The 18,332-nt window shown below is 70.9% G+C and carries 16 protein-coding genes; 12 read left to right on the forward strand and 4 right to left on the reverse strand.

The annotated features are described in order from the left end of the window. The first annotated feature begins 38 nt into the window (after positions 1 to 38). The 6 genes from leuC (at position 39) to E3O49_RS16260 (ending at position 6,543) form a co-directional block, all read left to right on the forward strand. A complete protein-coding gene (gene leuC / locus E3O49_RS16235; RefSeq protein WP_134368220.1) occupies positions 39 to 1,532 on the forward strand; it encodes a 3-isopropylmalate dehydratase large subunit in 1,494 nt (497 codons plus the stop codon). Beyond that, positions 1,532 to 2,140: a 3-isopropylmalate dehydratase small subunit gene (gene leuD, locus E3O49_RS16240; protein ID WP_134368221.1), complete on the forward strand. Its 609-nt coding sequence runs from the start codon at positions 1,532 to 1,534 to the stop codon at positions 2,138 to 2,140. The genes leuC and leuD overlap by 1 nt, the downstream gene beginning before the upstream one ends. Positions 2,141 to 2,238: 98 nt before the next feature. Beyond that, on the forward strand, positions 2,239 to 3,561 hold the full coding sequence (gene murA, locus E3O49_RS16245; RefSeq protein WP_241975804.1) for a UDP-N-acetylglucosamine 1-carboxyvinyltransferase: 1,323 nt from the start codon (positions 2,239 to 2,241) through the stop codon (positions 3,559 to 3,561). A 49-nt stretch (positions 3,562 to 3,610) separates the two neighbouring features. Beyond that, on the forward strand, positions 3,611 to 4,408 hold the full coding sequence (locus tag E3O49_RS16250) for a lysophospholipid acyltransferase family protein (protein WP_370263882.1): 798 nt from the start codon (positions 3,611 to 3,613) through the stop codon (positions 4,406 to 4,408). Continuing rightward, on the forward strand, positions 4,398 to 5,522 hold the full coding sequence (locus E3O49_RS16255) for an NAD(P)H-dependent glycerol-3-phosphate dehydrogenase (RefSeq protein WP_241975801.1): 1,125 nt from the start codon (positions 4,398 to 4,400) through the stop codon (positions 5,520 to 5,522). The genes E3O49_RS16250 and E3O49_RS16255 overlap by 11 nt, the downstream gene beginning before the upstream one ends. Continuing rightward, positions 5,425 to 6,543: a D-alanine--D-alanine ligase family protein gene (locus tag E3O49_RS16260; protein ID WP_134368222.1), complete on the forward strand. Its 1,119-nt coding sequence runs from the start codon at positions 5,425 to 5,427 to the stop codon at positions 6,541 to 6,543. Before E3O49_RS16255 ends, E3O49_RS16260 begins: the two co-directional genes overlap by 98 nt. Positions 6,544 to 6,722: 179 nt before the next feature. On the opposite strand, the gene E3O49_RS16265 is transcribed toward E3O49_RS16260, so the two are convergent. From E3O49_RS16265 to E3O49_RS16275, 3 genes are all read right to left on the reverse strand, one after another. After that, positions 6,723 to 6,950, reverse strand: a complete 228-nt coding sequence (locus E3O49_RS16265) for a sulfurtransferase TusA family protein (protein ID WP_134368223.1) — start codon at positions 6,948 to 6,950, stop codon at positions 6,723 to 6,725. Positions 6,951 to 7,003: 53 nt separating this feature from the next. Then, positions 7,004 to 8,062: a YeeE/YedE family protein gene (locus E3O49_RS16270; protein ID WP_134368224.1), complete on the reverse strand. Its 1,059-nt coding sequence runs from the start codon at positions 8,060 to 8,062 to the stop codon at positions 7,004 to 7,006. A 325-nt stretch (positions 8,063 to 8,387) separates the two neighbouring features. Beyond that, the gene (locus tag E3O49_RS16275) at positions 8,388 to 8,903 is read right to left on the reverse strand and encodes a DUF3515 domain-containing protein (protein WP_134402447.1); all 516 of its coding nucleotides are present in this window, start codon (positions 8,901 to 8,903) and stop codon (positions 8,388 to 8,390) included. Positions 8,904 to 8,927: 24 nt separating this feature from the next. On the opposite strand from E3O49_RS16275, the gene thiL reads away from it, so the two are divergent. Further along, positions 8,928 to 9,950 carry a thiamine-phosphate kinase gene (gene thiL / locus E3O49_RS16280; protein ID WP_244285317.1) on the forward strand — a complete coding sequence of 341 codons (1,023 nt, stop codon included), beginning with the start codon at positions 8,928 to 8,930 and terminating at the stop codon, positions 9,948 to 9,950. A gap of 130 nt (positions 9,951 to 10,080) precedes the next feature. On the opposite strand, the gene rsmD is transcribed toward thiL, so the two are convergent. Continuing rightward, positions 10,081 to 10,662 carry a 16S rRNA (guanine(966)-N(2))-methyltransferase RsmD gene (gene rsmD / locus E3O49_RS16285; RefSeq protein WP_134368226.1) on the reverse strand — a complete coding sequence of 194 codons (582 nt, stop codon included), beginning with the start codon at positions 10,660 to 10,662 and terminating at the stop codon, positions 10,081 to 10,083. A gap of 84 nt (positions 10,663 to 10,746) precedes the next feature. On the opposite strand from rsmD, the gene E3O49_RS16290 reads away from it, so the two are divergent. From E3O49_RS16290 to E3O49_RS16310, 5 genes are all read left to right on the forward strand, one after another. Then, on the forward strand, positions 10,747 to 12,963 hold the full coding sequence (locus E3O49_RS16290; RefSeq protein WP_134451901.1) for an ATP-dependent DNA helicase RecG: 2,217 nt from the start codon (positions 10,747 to 10,749) through the stop codon (positions 12,961 to 12,963). 150 nt (positions 12,964 to 13,113) lie between these two features. Next, positions 13,114 to 13,602: a pantetheine-phosphate adenylyltransferase gene (gene coaD, locus E3O49_RS16295; RefSeq protein ID WP_134368228.1), complete on the forward strand. Its 489-nt coding sequence runs from the start codon at positions 13,114 to 13,116 to the stop codon at positions 13,600 to 13,602. Between the two features lie 86 nt (positions 13,603 to 13,688). Continuing rightward, a complete protein-coding gene (locus E3O49_RS16300) occupies positions 13,689 to 14,660 on the forward strand; it encodes an AAA family ATPase (protein ID WP_134410819.1) in 972 nt (323 codons plus the stop codon). Between the two features lie 5 nt (positions 14,661 to 14,665). Further along, a complete protein-coding gene (locus tag E3O49_RS16305) occupies positions 14,666 to 16,144 on the forward strand; it encodes a DUF58 domain-containing protein (RefSeq protein ID WP_134451902.1) in 1,479 nt (492 codons plus the stop codon). Next, positions 16,131 to 18,332 (forward strand): transglutaminase TgpA family protein (locus E3O49_RS16310; protein WP_134451903.1); only part of this gene is annotated, 2,202 nt, incomplete at its 3' end. The genes E3O49_RS16305 and E3O49_RS16310, both read left to right, overlap by 14 nt.

Below are 18,332 nucleotides of genomic sequence, written 5' to 3' on the forward strand. Positions count from 1 at the left end.
GTCGGCTGATTACCCACTGTTGAGGAAGACGCACACCCATGACTGAAGCAACACTGCCCGCGGCCGCATCGAACACCGTCGCACCATTCACGGCCGGCCCGGGCGCCGTTCGACCGCGCACCCTGGCCGAGAAGGTCTGGGACAAGCACCTCGTCGCCAAAGGCGAAGACGGCACCCCCGACCTGATCTACATCGACCTGCACCTCGTGCACGAGGTCACCAGCCCGCAGGCCTTCGACGGGCTGCGCCTGGCCGGGCGCCGACTGCGCCGACCCGACCTCACCATCGCCACGGAAGACCACAACACTCCGACGCTCGCGATCGACAAGCCCATCGCCGACCTCACCAGCCGCACCCAGATCGAGACCCTCCGCCGCAACTGCGAGGAATTCGGCGTGCGGCTGCACTCCCTCGGCGACATCGAACAGGGCATCGTGCACGTCGTCGGACCGCAGCTGGGCCTGACCCAGCCGGGCATCACCGTCGTCTGCGGCGACTCGCACACCTCCACCCACGGCGCCTTCGGGGCCATGGCGCTGGGCATCGGCACCAGCGAGGTGGAGCACGTCATGGCCACCCAGACCCTGCCGCTGAAGCCGTTCAAGACCATGGCCATCACCGTGGACGGCACCCTGCGCCCCGGCGTCACGGCCAAGGACATCATCCTCGCCGTGATCGCGAAGATCGGCACCGGCGGCGGCCAGGGCTACGTACTCGAATACCGCGGCAGCGCCATCCGTGCCCTCTCAATGGAGGGGCGCATGACGATCTGCAACATGTCGATCGAGGCCGGTGCCCGCGCCGGCATGGTGGCCCCGGATGCGACCACCTACGACTACCTGCACGGCCGCGCCCACGCGCCGGCCGGTGCGGACTGGGACGACGCGGTCGCCTACTGGGAGACCCTCGCCACCGACGAGGGAGCCACCTTCGACGCCGAGGTGATCCTGGACGCCTACGCACTGGAGCCCTTCGTCACCTGGGGCACCAACCCCGGCCAGGGCGTCTCGCTGAGCGAGACCGTGCCGGACCCGTCCGTCATCCCCGACGCCAACGAACGGTCCGCGGCCGAACGGGCCCTCGAGTACATGGATCTGGCAGCCGGCACCCCGATGAAGGAGATCCGGGTGGACACCGTCTTCCTCGGCTCCTGCACCAACAGCCGGGTCGAGGACCTGCGCGCCGCGGCAGAGATCGTCAAGGGCCGCACCCTGGCCGCCGGGTTGCGCATGCTCGTCGTGCCCGGCTCCGCCCGCGTCAGGATCGAGGCCGAGGCCGAGGGCCTCGACAAGATCTTCACCGATTTCGGCGCCGAGTGGCGCTTCGCGGGCTGCTCGATGTGCCTGGGCATGAACCCCGACCAGCTGGCCCCGGGCGAGCGGTGCGCCTCGACCAGCAACCGAAACTTCGAGGGCAGGCAGGGCAAGGGCGGTCGCACGCACCTCGTTTCGCCGCTCGTCGCCGCGGCGACCGCAATTCGCGGCACGCTGTCCAGCCCGTGGGACCTGGTCCAGGACGGAGACAACCAGTAATGGAAAAATTCACCAAAGTCACCGGCATCGCGCTGCCGCTGCGCCGCTCCAACGTCGACACCGACCAGATCATCCCCGCCGTGTACCTCAAGCGCGTGACACGGACCGGCTTCGAGGACGCCCTGTTCGCCGGCTGGCGCACCGATCCGGACTTCGTGCTGAACCGGCCGGAATACCAGGGCGCCCGCGTGCTCGTGGCCGGCGCGGACTTCGGCACCGGTTCCTCGCGCGAGCACGCCGTGTGGGCGCTGCGCGACTACGGCTTCGACGTGGTGCTCAGCCCCCGGTTCGGTGACATCTTCCGCGGCAACGCCGGCAAACAGGGTCTCCTGGCCGGCCAGATCTCCGAGGCCGACGCGCAGCGTCTGTGGGACATCATCGAGGCAGCCCCGGGCATCGAGCTGACGGTCGACCTGGTCTCCCGCACGGCCCGCGTCGGCGACCTCAGCGTTGCGTTCGAGATCGACGACTACACCCGTTGGCGCCTGCTCGAAGGCCTCGACGACATCGGCCTGACCCTGCGCGACGAGGCGCGGATCGAAGAATTCGAATCCTATCGGGAGCCCTGGCGGCCCCGCACTCTCCCCGCAAAGCAGGTAACACAGTGAACACCATCAGCGAAATCGCCAAGAACCGCGACGACGACCAGAGCAGGGACGACGCCCAGAACCGGGAGAACGCCCAGAACTGGGGCGCCGCCGTCGGCCTGCAGGGCGACCGGATCACCATCCGCGGCGGCATCCCGCTGGTCGGCCGGATCGAGCTGAAGGGTGCCAAGAACCTGGTCACCAAGGCCATGGTCGCGGCGCTCCTCGGCGAGACGCCCAGCGTGCTCAAGAACGTGCCCAACATCAGCGACGTGCGCATCGTGCGCCAGCTCCTCGAGGTGCACGGCGTCAAGGTCACCGACGGCGCCGAACCGGGCGAGCTGCAGCTCGACCCGGTGGACGTCGAGAGCGCGCACTTCGCCGCGATCGACGCTCACGCCGGCTCCTCGCGCATCCCGATCCTGTTCTGCGGCCCGCTGCTGCACCGCCTCGGCGAGGCATTCATCCCCGACCTCGGCGGCTGCCGCATCGGCGACCGCCCGATCGACTACCACCTGGACGTGCTGCGCAAGTTCGGCGCCGTCGTCGAGAAGCAGCCCAACGGCATCCGGATGTCCGCGCCCAACGGGCTCAAGGGCACCAAGGTGTCCCTGCCCTACCCGAGCGTCGGCGCCACGGAACAGGTGCTCCTCACCGCCGTGCGCGCGGAGGGCATCACCGAGCTCAAGGGCGCGGCGATCGAGCCCGAGATCATGGACCTGATCAACATCCTGCAGAAGATGGGCGCTGTCATCACGGTCGACACCGATCGGGTGATTCGGATCGAGGGCGTCGAACGGCTCGAAGGCTACAACCACCGCGCCCTGTTCGACCGCAACGAGGCCGCCAGCTGGGCGGCCGCGGCCCTGGCCACCGACGGCGACATCTTCGTCGGCGGCGCCCGCCAGCCCGAGATGCTCACCTTCCTGAACGTGTTCCGCAAGGTCGGCGGGGCGTTCGACATCGAAGACGACGGCATCCGTTTCTACCACCCGGGCGGCGACCTCAAGCCCGTCATCATCGAGACGGATGTCCACCCGGGCTTCATGACGGACTGGCAGCAGCCGCTCGTGATCGCCCTCACCCACGCGCACGGCGTTTCGATCGTGCACGAGACCGTCTACGAGCAGCGGTTCGGCTTCGTCGACGCGCTGGTCGAGATGGGCGCGACCATCCAGATCCACCGCGAATGCCTGGGCGGGCACCCCTGCCGCTTCGGCCAGCGCAACTTCAACCACTCGGCCGTCATCACCGGGCCGACGAAGCTGCACGGCGCCGACATCGAGGTTCCTGACCTGCGCGGCGGCTTCAGCCACCTGATCGCGGCCCTCACCGCGTCCGGAACGTCCACCGTGAGCAACGTCGGCATCATCAGCCGCGGCTACGAGAACTTCATCACCAAGCTTCAACTGTTGGGAGCTGACTTCGATCTCGAAGGATAATGGGGCCGTGCCAGCATCAGATCCAGCGCCAGTGTCAGGTCCAGGGCGCGTGTCAGATCCAGCGCCCCGGAACAACAGCTCCACCCCAGCCGTGAACCCGGGCCGGGAGCGTTCGGAGACCCGGCGCCCATCCGTGTTCTGGGCGCTGGCGCTGATCATCCTCCCGGTGATCAACCTGGCCGTGCGGTTCAAGGTCACCGATGTCGGCAAGTTCCCGCGCACCGGAGCATTCGTGATGGCGCCCAACCACTTCAGTGAGATCGACCCGGTCCTGATGGGCGTGCTCAGCTGGAAGCTGGGGCGGGCGCCGCGGTTCCTGGCGAAGGCATCCGTCTTCACGCTCCCGGGGCTCGGCTGGCTGCTGCGCAAATCCGGGCAGATCCCGGTGCAGCGCGGCGGCAGCGTGCGCGGCAGTGAGCCGGTCAAGGCCGCCGAGCGTCTCGTCGAACGCGGGCAGATGGTCGTGGTCTACCCGGAGGGGTCGCTGACCCGCGACCCTGACCTGTGGCCGATGCGCGGCAAGTCCGGCGCCGTGCGGATAGCCCTGGAACGGGGCATCCCGGTCGTCCCCGTCGCCCACTGGGGTGCCCAGCAGATCATGCCGCGCTACTCGAAGAAGCTGAGCCTGTTCCCGCGCAGGACCGTGCTCGTCAAGATCGGCGATCCGCTCGACCTCGCCGAGTTCCGCGGCCGCAACCTCGATTCGGCCACCCTGAACGAGGCGACCAAGGTCGTCATGGACGCCATCACCCAGCTGCTCGAAGACCTTCGGGGTGAAACGGCGCCGACCAAGCGCTGGAACCCGGCCGAGCACGACCAGAAAGAGACCGGCCGTTTTGAAGCCTAAGATCCTGCCAGGCAAACGCGTCGCCGTTCTCGGAGCCGGAAGCTGGGGAACGACGTTCGCGAAGATCCTCACCGACGGCGGGGCGGATGTCGTGCTCTGGGCCCGGCGCCCCGAACTCGCCCGGGAGATCACCGAGGCCCGGCGCAACAGTGACTACCTCCCCGGCATCAACCTGCCGGTCGGCCTCCGCGCCACGTCCAGGCTCGACCTGGCCCTGGCCGGCGCCGAGCAGGTGTTCGTGTCCGTGCCGAGCCAGTCGCTGCGCGAGAACCTGATCCTGGCCGAACCGTTCCTGGCCCCCGGCGCGATCGTGGTGTCGCTGATGAAGGGCGTCGAGCGCGGCTCCGGGCTTCGGATGAGCCAGATCATCGCCGAGCTCCTCCCGATCGACCCTGACCTGATCGCGGCCATCTCCGGCCCCAACCTGGCCCTCGAGATCGCGAAGGAGCAGCCGACGGCCGCCGTCGTCTCCTCCAACAGCCTCGAGACCGCCCAGGCCGTCGCCATGCTGGCCCGCAACCGCTACTTCCGGTCGTATGTGAACACGGATGTCATCGGCACTGAATTCGGCGGCGTGCTCAAGAACCTCATCGCCGTGGCCATCGGCATCGTCGACGGCGTCGGCTACGGCGAGAACACCAAGGCGTCGATCATCACCCGGGGCCTGGTCGAGATGACCGACTTCGCGGTGGCGTACGGCGCGCATCCGGAGACGCTGGCCGGCCTCGCCGGCCTGGGCGACCTGATCGCCACCTGCCAGTCGCCGCTCTCGCGGAACAACACCGCCGGACGCCTCCTCGGCCAGGGTTACGGCATCGCCGACGTCGTCAAGCAGATGCAGCAGACCACCGAAGGCCTCGCATCCGTCGGCCCTATTCTCGATCTCGCCCGTGCCAAGGGGGTGGACATGCCCATCGTCGAGCAGGTCCGCCAGGTGCTGGCCGGTACTCTAAAACCGCGGGACCTCGCCCCGCACCTCACCACGGACTCGGCTGAGCCGCAGGGCGAAAGGACGAATGATGGACAAGCTCACGGTAGCGCTGCTCTTTGGGGGTCGTTCAAGCGAACATTCGATCAGCTGCGCCACAGCGGGGGGCGTCCTCGCGGCGATTGACCGCGACCGCTACAACGTCATCCCGATCGGGATCACCCGCGACGGAGCCTTCGTGCTCGAAGCGGATGACCCGGTCCGGTTCGCCCTGGACGCCGCGGAACTGCCGGAGGTGTTCGACAACGGCACCCGGGTGCGGTGGCCGGAGAGCAGCCTCAGCCGCCAGCTGACCGTCAGCGACGGCGCCGGGTACCGTTCGCTCGGCAACGTGGACGTGGTCTTCCCGATCCTGCACGGTCCGTTCGGCGAGGACGGGACCGTGCAGGGGCTGCTCGAACTGGTCGGCCTGCCGTACGTCGGCTCGGGCGTGCTGGCGTCGGCGCTGGGCATGGACAAGCACTTCACCAAAACCGTCTTCCAGCAGGCCGCCCTGCCGGTGGCCCCGTGGCGCACCATCACGGCGGCCGAGTGGGCCGAGGCGCCCGGCATGGCGTTCGCCGCCGCCGAGCAGCTCGGGCTGCCCGTGTTCGTGAAGCCCGCCCGGGCCGGGTCGAGCGTCGGCGTCAGCCGCGTGGCGCACCTGGACCAGCTGGCCGAGGCGATGCGGGTGGGCCTCGCCGAAGACAGCAAGGTACTGATCGAGGCCGGCCTGTCGGGACGCGAACTCGAGATCGGCGTGCTGCAGGGCCGTCCGGGGGAGCCGACCCGGGCATCCGTGCCGGGAGAGGTGCGCGTCACCGGACGTGACTTCTACGACTTCGCCGCCAAGTACCTCGGCGCGGACGGGATCGAACTCGTCTGCCCCGCGGCTCTCGGCGCCGGGGAAGTGGCCGAGATGCAGGACCTCGCCATCCGCGCGTTCGACGCGATCGACGGCGCCGGCCTGGCCCGGGTGGACTTCTTCCTGACCGGGGACGGTTGGGTCATCAACGAGATCAACACCATGCCCGGGTTCACCCCGATCTCGATGTTCCCGACCTGCTGGCTCGCCACCGGGTACACCTACCCGCAGCTGATCGACGAGCTGATCGCGGTGGCGCTGGCCCGCCGCGCCCTTCCCGCCGCACTGCGCCTGTCGGTCTAACCAGCCGCACCCCGCCCGTCCCGCTGTCCCCGCCCGTCCCGCTGTCCCCACCCGTCGCGCCACCCCCACCCCCAAAAGGCCCGGGCTCGGTCCCGCCGAGCCGTGAGTTTCGCCCCCGTTTTTTGATTTTTCAGGGGCGCTTCTCACGGCTCGGCGGGGTCTTGGGGCTCTTGCCGGGGCTACGCCTTCTGCACCGTGATGGTCCAGTGGGCGTCCCCGACGCGATCGAAATGGGTGACCGGGTAGCCGTTCTCGGCGGCCCAGCGCGGTAGGGCATCCGTCGCCTGGGTGCAGTCGAAGTTGATGGTGAGTTCGTCGCCGAGGTCGAGCTTCAGGATGGCGTCACCGGCCTCCACGAGCGGGAATGGGCAGACCTGACCGTCGGTTTCGAGTACGTACTGTGCCATGTCGGGCTTCCTTTTCTTGGGTGATGCGGGGTGATGCTGGTTGATGCGGGTAGCTACCGGGGGACCGGGATGCGGACGGGGGAGACCCCGACCCGCGCGGACCCGGTGATGAAGAGGCGCGTCGCGGCGCCGGTGCCGATGATCATGAAGACCAGCGATACCCAGCCCTGGAGGCCGAAGGTGGCGGTGTCGACCATGCCGTTGCCGATGGTGCAGCCGCCGGCCAGGCTAGCTCCGACGCCCATCAGCGCCCCGCCGATGATGCTGCGGATGGTCGTGGTGGCATCGGGCAGCCGCACGCGGAACTCGCCGCTGCCTCTGGCGGCGATGAAGGAGCCGAGCAGGATGCCGATCACCAGGTAGACGCCCCAGTCGATCGCCTGGGGATCGCCGCGCACGAGGTAGTTGACGATGTTCGAGGACGGCCCGGTGACGCCGAGCCCGGACTCGCGGCCGGTTGCCCAGCTGAGCGGCCAGGCGAGGATGGCGAGCGGTGCGATGATCAGTGCCGTGGTGAACGCGCCCCACTTCTTCTCGAAAAGGAGGTGACGGATGCCGCTGGTGCGGGCCGGGAGGGACGCGAGCGTCAGGGGCGACCGCCGACGCAGGTGATACCGGGCCAGCAGTCCGACGCCGGTGACGAGCAGCGCGACCAGCACCCACGGTGAGATGCCGAGGACACCGTGGATGGTGGAACCCTCCACGGTGATGCCGCGGAGCGCCGCGACCGGGGCGGACAGCGCGCCGGTTTTCGAGATGGCGGCGAAGAGGGCGTAGAAGATCAGGGCGAACCAGCTGCCCACCAGACCCTCGCCGGCGCGGTAGTAGGTGCCCGTGGCGCATCCGCCGGCCAGCACGATGGCGAAACCGAAGATGAACGCGCCGAGGATCGTGGCCAGCCAGGCGAACGGCTGGGGGTCGAGGGTGATGACACCTGCCGCGTCGAGGGCGAATACGCCCACACTCTGCACGGCGATGACGATCAGGAAGGCGGTCAGCCAGCGGGTGCTGCCCGTGATCCAGAGGTCCCGGAATGCTCCGGTCACGCAGAACCTGCCCCGCTGCATGGTGAAGCCCAGGGCGACGCCCAGGCCGAGTCCGGTCAGAAGCATGTCGTGTCCCCGTCCATCAGTGGCCGCAGCCAACCGGCGGCGACTCCCCGGAGACGTTACGTGCCCACCGGTGGCCGCGCTCCCGGACGTCGCGGCGTGACGGCATGAGACGTAACACTTGACAATGCCCCCGTTGCCGAGGCAGGAGGCAGGCGCGGCGGCCAAGGTGCCGTTGCCGCTCCGCGAAACCTCGTCGCGAAACCTCGTCGAGCCGTGAGTTCCGCCCCTCCGCCGGCACGAAAGTGGGGCCGAACTCACGGTTCGGCGGGCTTGGCGAGCCGGCGAGCCGGCGGGGCTGCCGGGGCTCTGCGGGCCGGGCGTGCGGTTACTGGGCCGGGGCCGCGGTCTCGCCGTCGGTCGGCAGCAGCAGGTCTTCGGCGCCGAGGCACTTGCCGGTCGCGGGGATGTTCTCCACCGCGTTGGCCAGGTCCACCAGCACCGTCGAACCGCTGACCTTGTCCGAGTCGATCACCAGCTCCGTGGCCGGGTCGCGGCCGTAGGTGGTGTACCGATACAGGGGGGCGTCGGTGTCGTCTTCGATCCAGTCGATGCCGTTGACGGTGAGGCAGGGCAGGGTGGTCGGGGCGGGCACGTCCACGCCGCAGTGCAGTAGCACGGCCGACGGGGTGCCCCAGGCGCCGGTTGACTGGGCGTTGGTCTCCCGCTCCGGCAGGGATGCGACCGTGGTCGGCAGGCGCACGATCAGGTCGGCGCAGGTGGGGTTGACGGCATCCGTCGCCGGTTCCATCGGCACGATGGCGGTGCAGCCGGTGAGCAGCACGCTGCCCGTCACGAGGGTGATCGTGAGGCCGGCACGGAGGAGGCGGATGCGGGAGGTCATTGCATTCAGGCTACCGTTTGATGCATGACGAATGCTGCGGGCGCGATGCTCCCCACGAGTGAGACGCCGGCGAGAGAAACCCTGGCCGATCTGAGCGAAGGGGAGGTGCTCGCCCGCATCTTCCCCCGGCTGCCGGGCGCGGCCGCCCAGCTCCTGGGCCCGGGGGACGACGCCGCCGTGCTGTCGGCCCCGGACGGCCGCTACGTCGTCACCACGGACATGATGATCCAGGGGCCGGACTTCCGTCTCGCCTGGTCGAGCCCGCACGACCTCGGCTGGAAGGCCGCGGCCACGAACCTGTCCGATGTCGCTGCGATGGGCGCACGCCCCACCGCGCTGGTGGTGGCGATCGCCGCACCCCCGTCGACGCCGATCGGCGTGATCGAGGGCATCGCGGACGGCCTGCGGGACTGCTGCGAGGCGTTGGCGCCCGGCTGCGGGGTCGTCGGCGGCGACCTGTCCGCCTCGGACGCCCTGACGCTCGCCGTGACGGCCTTCGGCGACCTGGAGGGGCGCGGGCCCGTCCTCCGCTCCGGGGCGCGGCCAGGCGACGTCGTTGCGCTGGCGGGGCGTCTCGGTGAGGCTGCACAGGGCCTCGAGCTGCTGTTCCGGCTCGCCGTGGACGCCGACGGGGTCCCGGATGCCGAGCTCGCGGCGGCGCTGCGGGCGCAGCATCCCGAGGAAGTCGCCGCCCAGCTCGCCCCGGTGCCGCCCATCGACCGGGGCCCGGCTGCCGCCCTCGCCGGCGCGACGGCCATGCTGGACGTGTCGGACGGTCTCGCGATCGACGCCGGCCGCCTTGCCCGGGCCAGCGGCGTGGGCATCGACTTCGACCGCGCCGCCCTCGGCGAGAACATCGAGCGTGCCCTCGGCGGAGGCGAGGACCACGGCCTCCTCGCGACATTCCCGGCCGGCACCGACCTTCCGGACGGTTTCCGGGCGCTGGGCACGGTCACGGATGCCGCCGGCACGATCCTGCTCGATGGTCGCCCGCACGGCCAGGGCGGCTGGGACCCCTACCGAGGCTGGGACGGCTCCGTCCGCTGAGCCGGCGACCCCGGGCATCCGCGACCCCGAGCGCGTCGCGGCGCACCCTGTGCCCGCGGGCGCACGCTGGAACCTGCGCCGCCGGCCACAACCTGCGCCGCGAGGCCCGTGACGGACGCCGGCGACCCGCTCAGTCGGTCGCGGGCCGCGCCAGTGACGCGTACCAGACGGTGGTGTCGCCGTAGTCCTTGCGCCGGTCGGCCTCGAGGCCGGGGCCCCACTCCGGCTCGGGCGAGCGCGAGCTCCGCTCCACGACCACGAGGGCATCCGGGTCCAGCAGGGGCGTCAGCGCAGCGAGGTTGTGGCCGAGTTCGGCCTCGGGGAGGTCGTACGGCGGGTCGAGGAAGACGAGGTCGAAGCCGTCGCCGGTGCTGGCCAGAAACGACTGCACGGCCTGCGCCGTCACCTTGATCTTCGGGGCGTCCTTCTTCGGGGCGGCCCGCAGCACGGCCTCCGCGTTCTTGCGGCACAGCGCGGCGGCGCCGAAGCCGTTCTCGACCAGCGTCACGATCCGCGCTCCCCGGCTGGCCGCCTCCAGGCCCAGCGCGCCCGACCCCGCGTAGAGGTCGAGAACCCGGGTGCCACGGATGATGTCGCGCGCGTCGAGCGCGGAGAAGATCGCCTCGCGCACGCGGTCGCTGGTGGGTCGGGTGCCGGTCCGGGGGACCGCCAGGGGCAGGGAACCGGCAAAACCGGCAACGATTCGCGTCATAACGGGATCGAGTTTATCGTCCCCGTCCCCCGGCCGGCCCGGTGACCGGTGACCGGTGTCGGCAGTGTTGTCTACGATCGAAGCATGACCGATTCGGAGGCCGCGGAGAACGCCCTGCCCCCGGTGACCCTCGACACGAAGCTGCAGAACGTGGTCGGCGGCAAGACGGCCGTCGCCCTGGTCAAGGCCTTCGGCGTCGAAACCGTCGGCGACCTGCTCAGCCACTACCCGCGCCGCTACGCCCGCCGCGGCGAGCTGTCCTCGATCAGCCTGTTGCCACTCGATGAGAACGTGACGATCGTCGCCGAGATCCGCACGGTCGAGGAGCGCCCGATGAAGGCCCGCAAGGGGTCGATCGTCGAGGTGAAGATCTCCGACGGTCGCGGAATCCTCAGCCTCACCTGGTTCAACCAGTCCTGGCGGGCTAAACAGCTCCGGCCCGGCATGCGCGGCATGTTCGCCGGCAAGGTCACCGACTACCGGGGGCACCTGCAGCTCACCCACCCGACCTACCGGCTGTTCGGCCCAGGTGCCGAAGACGAGCCCGAGATGCCCACGGATGCCGCGGCCGCCAAACTCTGGATCGAGCAGCCCATCGCCATCTACCCGGCCACGAACACGGTGGCCAGCTGGCAGATCGCCCAGACGATCGAGCTTGTGCTCGACAGCCTCGGCCCCGTTCCGGACCCGATCCCGACCGAGGTGCGCTCCGAGCGTGGGCTGCTCCCGCACGGCCGGGCGCTCGAGCTCATCCACCAGCCGGAGACCGACTCGGACTGGCGCCGCGCCCGGGACACCCTGCGGTTCACGGAGGCCTTCGTGCTGCAGAGCGCCCTGGTGCAGCAGCGAAACGAGGCGCGGGCGCAGAAGACCGTCGCGCGCGTTCCCGCGCCCGGCGGGTTCCTCGACCGGTTCGACGCCGCGCTGCCGTTCACCCTCACCGACGACCAGCAGAACGTAGCGGCGGAGATCGCCGACGATATCGCCCAGACGTCCCCGATGAACCGGCTCGTGCAGGGGGAGGTCGGTTCCGGCAAGACGGTCGTGGCCTTGCGGGCCATGCTCGCAGTGGCGGACTCCGGCGGCCAGGCCGCGTTGCTCGCCCCCACCGAGGTCCTGGCGGCCCAGCACCTGCGCTCGATCGCGCGCGCGCTCGGCCCCGAACTGTCGGTCGAGCTGATGCCCACCCTGATCACGGGGCAGCTGCCCGTCGCGGAGCGCCGCAAGGCGTTGCTGCGCACGGTGTCCGGGCAAGCTCAGATCGTGATCGGCACTCACGCGCTACTGGGCGAGAAGGTCACCTTCTTCGACCTCGGCCTGGTCGTCGTCGATGAGCAACACCGATTCGGTGTCGATCAGCGTGAGGCGCTTCGGCAGAAGGGCGCCCTCCCGCCCCATGTGCTGGTGCTCACGGCCACGCCCATTCCGCGCACCGTGGCCATGACCGTGTTCGGCGACCTCGACGTGAGCACGATCGCGGAGCTGCCCGAGGGCCGGCAGGGCATCGAGACGTTCGTGGTGCCGCTCTTCGAGAAACCCGCCTGGGTCACCCGGGTGTGGAGCCGGCTGGCGGAAGAGCTCGCCCAGAAACGCCAGGCGTTCGTGGTCTGCGCGGCGATCTCCCCGAAGCAGCTCGAGGAGGGCGAGATCGCCGACCCCGAGGCGTCGGCATCGGCATCGGCGTCGGCACCGGCCGACGTCGAGACCGTGCTCGCCGAACTCCGCCGCAACCCGGTGCTCGCGTCCGCCCGCATCGAGCCCCTGCATGGCCGCATGACCAGCGAACAGAAAGACCAGACCATGCGGTCCTTCGCCGCCGGGGAGATCGACGTGCTCGTCGCCACGACGGTGATCGAGGTCGGCGTCGACGTGCCCAACGCCTCCGCGATGGTGGTGATGGATGCCGACCGGTTCGGCGTGTCCCAGCTGCACCAGTTGCGCGGCCGGGTGGGCCGCGGGGGCGTGCCCGGGCTCTGCCTGCTCGTCACGTCCGCGGAGGCCGAGTCGCTGGCCCGGGAGCGGGTCGAGGCGGTCGCGGCCACCCTGGACGGCTTCGAACTGGCGCAGGTCGACCTCGAGCTGCGCCGGGAAGGCGACGTGCTCGGCCTGAACCAGTCCGGCGGCCGCTCCTCACTGCGCCTGCTCCGGGTGGCCACCGACGGGGTCCTGATCGGCGAGGCCCGCGGCTACGCCCAGCGACTGAGCGACCAGGACCCGCTCCTCGAGAGCGTCCCGGCGCTGCGGGAGGCGGTGCGTCGGCGCCTCGACGATTCCGAACGGGCATCACTCACCAAGAGCTGACCTGTGTGCACCGAGCCGTGTGCACCGAGCCGTGCCTGACGAGCCGTGTCGGCCGGCGCTCCCTGTGCACGGGCTGAGTATCTGCGGGGGCCTGCCGCCGACTTGGTGCGTGGCGGGGCGAGGTTCCCGGTCTCGGGCTAGGGTGAATCCATGCGCAGGATCGCCGTCGTCCCCGGATCATTCGACCCCGTCACACTGGGTCACCTCGACGTGATCGAGCGGGCGGCCGGTCTCTTCGACGAGTTGCATGTCCTCGTCGTGCACAACCCGGGCAAGACGGCGTTATTGCCGATCAGCCGCCGGGTCGAGCTCCTGCAGAAGTCGATCCGCGACGCCGGGATCGCCGGCAACATCGTGGTCGCCTCCTGGAGCATGGGACTCCTGGTCGACTACTGCCTCGAGGTGGGAGCGAGCGTGCTGATCAAGGGCATCCGTTCCCAGGTGGACGTGGCGTACGAGACCCCGATGGCGATCGTCAACCGCAACCTGGCCGCTGTCGAAACCGTTTTCCTGCTGCCGGACCCGGCCCACGCCCACGTGTCCAGTTCACTGGTGCGCCAGGTCGCCGCCCTCGGTGGCGACATCGCCCCGTACGTCCCCGAAGCGGTTGCGGAGTTCCTGCAAAAGGCACCCGTGTGAACTTACATCCCGTTCGGATAGGGACGGTCCCGGCGGTCGCGGGGATCGCGGTCGGCGCCGCCGCCGTTCCGGACGAGGAGACCCCGATGGACCTTCCGATGGTCGAGGTCGCGGCTCGCGCCATCATCCGTAATGTCGAGACGGTCATCGACGGCAAGCACGAGGCCGTGACCACGGCGCTGACGGTTCTCCTGGCCCAGGGCCATCTCCTGATCGAGGATGTCCCCGGCGTGGGGAAGACCATGCTGGCCAAGGCCCTCGCCAAATCGCTGGACTGCACCGTGAGCCGGATCCAGTTCACCCCCGACCTGCTGCCGTCCGACGTGACCGGCGTGTCGGTGTTCAACCAGGTGGACCGCCGGTTCGAGTTCAAGCCCGGCGCCATCTTCGCGAACATCGTGATCGGTGACGAGATCAACCGGGCGAGTCCGAAGACCCAGTCGGCGCTGCTGGAGTGCATGGAGGAACGCCAGGTCACCGTGGACGGCTTCACCTATCTGCTGCCGGTGCCGTTCACGGTCGTCGCGACGCAGAACCCGATCGAGATGGAAGGCACCTACGCCCTGCCGGAGGCCCAGCGGGACCGGTTCATGGCCCGCATCTCGATGGGGTATCCCGACACGGAGTCGGAGCTGATGATGCTCGATTCCCGGGACGCCACGAGCCCGCTGGACGGCATCGAGGCCGTCGTGTCCGGCGCGCAGCTGCGGGGCATGATGACGGCGGCCCGCGCCGTGTTCGCGTCCGCCGCGGTCAAGGAATACGCGGTCAGCCTGGTTCGGGCCACCCGCGACGACCGCGACCTGCGTCTGGGGGCGAGCCCCCGGGCCACCCTGCAACTCATTCGCGTGGCCAAGGCCCAGGCGGCCCTGCAGGGACGTGAGTACGTGCTTCCGGACGACATCGACTCGCTGGCTCTGGCCGTGCTCAGCCACCGGCTGATGGCCAGCGGTCGCGTGCTCGGTCACCACCAGGACAGTGGGCCTCTGATCGAGGAGATCGTGCGGCGGATCATCGCCGAGACCCCCGTGCCGCTCGGTCCCGCCGGACTCCACTGATTCCGATGCCAGCCCAGCAGCGGCGCGGCCGACCGGTCTGGTTCCCCCGGCTCACCGTCCGCGGGGGGATGTTCCTCGTCACCGGGGCCCCGCTGCTCCTCTACTCGCTGGTCAGCAATCAACGCGATCTCCTGTTCGTCGCCTGTCTGCTTCTGGTGGTCCCGGTCGTCGCCGTCGCTTACGTTTCCGTGCGACCCGTGCGGCTCCAGGTCACCCGCACGTTCCACCCGCCCGTCGTGGCCGCCGGGGGGGAAACCACCGTGGCGCTCACCCTCTGCAATCTCTCGTCCCGGGCCGTGACCGGCCTGCGGTGGCGGGATGCGGCCCCGGAAGCCCTGGCCGTGCCGCCCGGAGCGACGCTGCCGGTGCTCGACCGATTCGAGGGCGGCGCGGCCGACGGGGCCGACACCGTGCACCTCGATTACCGCGTGACGCCCCGGCGCCGGGGCGTCTACCCCTGTGGGCCGGCCCTGATCGGGCAGCCCGATCCCTTCGGCCTGACCGTCGGCGAGTGGACGGTGGGGGAGCCGCAGGACCTGGTCGTCACGCCCCGCGTCACCGACCTGGCCGGTCGGGGCCTGGAGAGCGTCCGTGGCGACGGCGAGGTGCCGGAGCGGCTGCGCCACGTGCACCACAACTCGGATCAGCTGATCGCCCGCGAGTACCGGCCGGGCGACCAGCTGCGCCGGGTGAACTGGCCGGCCACCGCGCGCCACGGCGAGATCATGGTGCGGCAGGAGGAGGAACAGAGCAAGCCGCGGGCCCGTCTCGTGTTCGACACGGCCCTGCACGGACGACGGAAACGGATGCCCGACCCGGGCGGGCACCAGGGCCTCCGCCACGACCCGGCCTTCGATGTGGCCGTCGAGCTCGTCGCATCCGTCGGCGCCCACCTGCTCGAGGCCGGCTACCAGCTGGACCTGATCGAGCTGGGCCCCGGCCGGCTTGCCCCGGCCAGCGCCCGCGCGGGTGGCGGCCTGCGCGGCGACCCCGGCGACGTGCGGGAACTGGTGTTCCGCGAACCGGGGGAGGTTCGGTCCCTGCTCGTCCTGCTGGCCGGCATCGAACCGCCGGACCCGGATGAGCCGGCGGACCCGGATGAGCCGCCGGACCCGGATGAGCCGGCGGACACCCACGAGCCGGCGGCCACCCCCGGACCGGCGAGTGCGGCCGGGGCGACGCGCCCGGCGGATGCGGCCGGGGCGACGGGGAGGCCACGGATGCCCCTGTCCCCGCTCGGCCGTATGCTGCCGACCTTCGCGGTGCTGGTCGACATCGACGCGCAGGACACGGACGAACTCGCTCACCTGGCCTCCCGGAGCCGGTCCTCCGTCGCCTTCGTGCTGGACCCCATGAACCCGGAGTCCGTGGCGCGGCTGCGGGACGCCGGCTGGCGCTGCGTGCGCCTGCAAACGGCGCGGGACATCCCGGGCGCCTGGGTGGCCGCCGTCGGGGAAAGGCAGGCCGCTGATGACGGCGCCTGAGGCCCGGCTGCCGGCCCGCGCGCCTGGCCCCGCTCCTGCCCCCCTGCCGGCGCGCCCGTCCCGGCGCCGCGCCTCCGCCGACTGGCCGCTCGTGATCGCGGTGCTGGTGCTGCTGTTGATCGCCCAGGGGGCTCTCGGCCCCCTGCTGCTCGGCACCGGCTGGTGGTGGCTGATGGCGATCGTGTCGAGCGTCGTGCTCTTGGGGTCGGCCGGGCTGCGCCGCCTCGGGCTGAGCGCCGCGCTGATGCCCCTCGCCGGCTTCGGGATGCTGCTGGCCGCCCTGACCCTGGTGTTCGGGGCCGGAACGGGGCTGCTCTGGCTGATCCCCAGCCTGGACACACTGGACCGGTTCCGGGAGCTGACGGTCGATGGGGCGATCTCCGTCGAGCGGCAGGGCACGCCGGCTGACGCGGTGCCGGGCATCCTGTTCCTGCTCTGCGTGGGGGCGGGAGCGCTCGCGATCCTGGCATACGCGCTGGCCGTCATCGCGCGGGTGCCGGCGCTCGCCGGGCTGCCGGCGCTTGTTCCCCTCCTCGTTCCCGGTCTCATCCGTTCGGGCGGAGCCGAGCCGGCCGCCCTGGCGCTCGCGGGCGCCGCCTACCTGGTGCTGCTCCGGGTCGACGTGCGGATGAGCGGCACCCGGCATGCGGCCCGGCCGTCGGCCGGGCCGGGCGCGCCCCGGGTTTTCTCGCCCGTGCGGCGCCGCGGCCCCGGCCCGCTCTGGGGTGCGCTGGGTGTGGGCGGTGTGGCCCTCGCCGCCGCGATGGTGCTGAGCGTGGCCATCCCGGCGTTCCCGGGCAATGGCGTCGCCGGGCGCCCGAGCAGTGCCCTGCTGTTCGGCAACGGCGTCAGCCCGATGATCAACCTGGGCGAGGACCTGCGCCGCCCGACGGCGCGGCCGGTCCTGCACTATCGCACGACGGCGACGAGGGCGCCCTACCTCCGGCTGCTCACCCTGGACGAGTTCTCCGGCCGCGACTGGAGTTCCCGCCTCTTTCCGTCCAATTCCGCGAACACCGTGGACAAGATCGCCCTGCCGCCGGGCCTGTTGAACTCAGTGGCCGTCACCGAGACCCGCACGAACATCGTCGTGGACGGCCTGTCGGCGCGCTGGCTGCCGATCCCGGCGCCGGCCCGCTCGATCACGGGGCTGGCCGGGGCCTGGTACTGGAACGGGTCGAACGGGTCGATCACCAGCCCGAACGACACGACCCGCGGCCAGGAGTACACCGTCATCGCGCTGAACCTGGCGCCGACCAGGGACCAGCTGAGGGGCTCGGGCAGCGACTACCCGTCAAGCGTACAGCGGAGTCTCCGGCTGCCCGCGGACAGCCCGCCCCGGATCGCGGAGACCGCGCGGCAGGTCACGGCCGGCACCGACACGGCCTATGACGCGGCCCTGGCGCTGCAGACGTACCTCCGCGGCGAGGAATTCAGCTACGACACCGAGGCTCCGGCCAAGGCCGGCTTCGACGGCGGCGGCGTGGATGTCGTCAGCACCTTCCTCGAGGTGAAGACCGGGTACTGCGTGCACTTCTCCTCGGCCATGGCCGTGATGGCCCGCTCCATCGGCATTCCCGCCCGGATCGCGGTCGGCTACCAGCCCGGCACGCTCTCCGCCTCCAGCTCGATCGCCGGGACGGGACGGTACAGCGTGGACTCCCATGACCTGCACGCCTGGCCGGAACTGTACTTCGCCGGGGTCGGCTGGGTGCCGTTCGAACCGACGCCGGGGCGCGGGGCGCTGCCCGAATACACCCGCACAATGGATGCCGCCCAGACTCCGGGCGGCCAGGGCGGGACCGCCGGGTCCGCACGGCCTGGCATCACCGACGATCCCGCGGCGACCGATCCCGGCGCCCGCGGCGGCTCCGCGGACACCCGCCAGGAACCCGTCACCGTGCTGCGCCTCATCCTGGTCCTCGTCGGGGTGATCGCGTTGCTGCTGCTGCCGGCGATCGGCCGGGTCGAGCGGCGGCGACAGCGACGGCGTCGGATCCTGGCCGGCCGCGCGGGGGCCGCGGAGGCCTGGCAGGAGCTCACCGACCTCGCCGTCGACCACGGCATCCCCGTGCGCGCGACCGAGACGCCGCGGGAGTTCGCGGCGCGCCTGCGGTCGCTGCCGGGGCTCGCGCCGCCGGGGGAGCGACCGGGGGAGCCGTCGGGGGAGCCGCAGCGCGCGCCGCCC

The sequence above is a fragment of the Cryobacterium shii genome (assembly GCF_004402595.1).
Classification (GTDB): Bacteria; Actinomycetota; Actinomycetes; order Actinomycetales; family Microbacteriaceae; genus Cryobacterium; species Cryobacterium shii.

Bases quoted from the DNA above. Each gene is read 5' to 3' on its own strand.
- leuC (WP_134368220.1), top strand. From the start codon at position 39: ATGACTGAAGCAACACTGCCCGCGGCCGCATCGAACACCGTCGCACCA.
- leuD (WP_134368221.1), top strand. From the start codon at position 1,532: ATGGAAAAATTCACCAAAGTCACCGGCATCGCGCTGCCGCTGCGCCGC.
- E3O49_RS16260 (WP_134368222.1), top strand. From the start codon at position 5,425: ATGATGGACAAGCTCACGGTAGCGCTGCTCTTTGGGGGTCGTTCAAGC.
- E3O49_RS16265 (WP_134368223.1), bottom strand. From the start codon at position 6,950: ATGGCACAGTACGTACTCGAAACCGACGGTCAGGTCTGCCCATTCCCG.
- E3O49_RS16270 (WP_134368224.1), bottom strand. From the start codon at position 8,062: ATGCTTCTGACCGGACTCGGCCTGGGCGTCGCCCTGGGCTTCACCATG.
- E3O49_RS16275 (WP_134402447.1), bottom strand. From the start codon at position 8,903: ATGACCTCCCGCATCCGCCTCCTCCGTGCCGGCCTCACGATCACCCTC.
- thiL (WP_244285317.1), top strand. From the start codon at position 8,928: ATGACGAATGCTGCGGGCGCGATGCTCCCCACGAGTGAGACGCCGGCG.
- rsmD (WP_134368226.1), bottom strand. From the start codon at position 10,662: ATGACGCGAATCGTTGCCGGTTTTGCCGGTTCCCTGCCCCTGGCGGTC.
- E3O49_RS16290 (WP_134451901.1), top strand. From the start codon at position 10,747: ATGACCGATTCGGAGGCCGCGGAGAACGCCCTGCCCCCGGTGACCCTC.
- coaD (WP_134368228.1), top strand. From the start codon at position 13,114: ATGCGCAGGATCGCCGTCGTCCCCGGATCATTCGACCCCGTCACACTG.
- E3O49_RS16300 (WP_134410819.1), top strand. From the start codon at position 13,689: ATGGACCTTCCGATGGTCGAGGTCGCGGCTCGCGCCATCATCCGTAAT.
- E3O49_RS16305 (WP_134451902.1), top strand. From the start codon at position 14,666: ATGCCAGCCCAGCAGCGGCGCGGCCGACCGGTCTGGTTCCCCCGGCTC.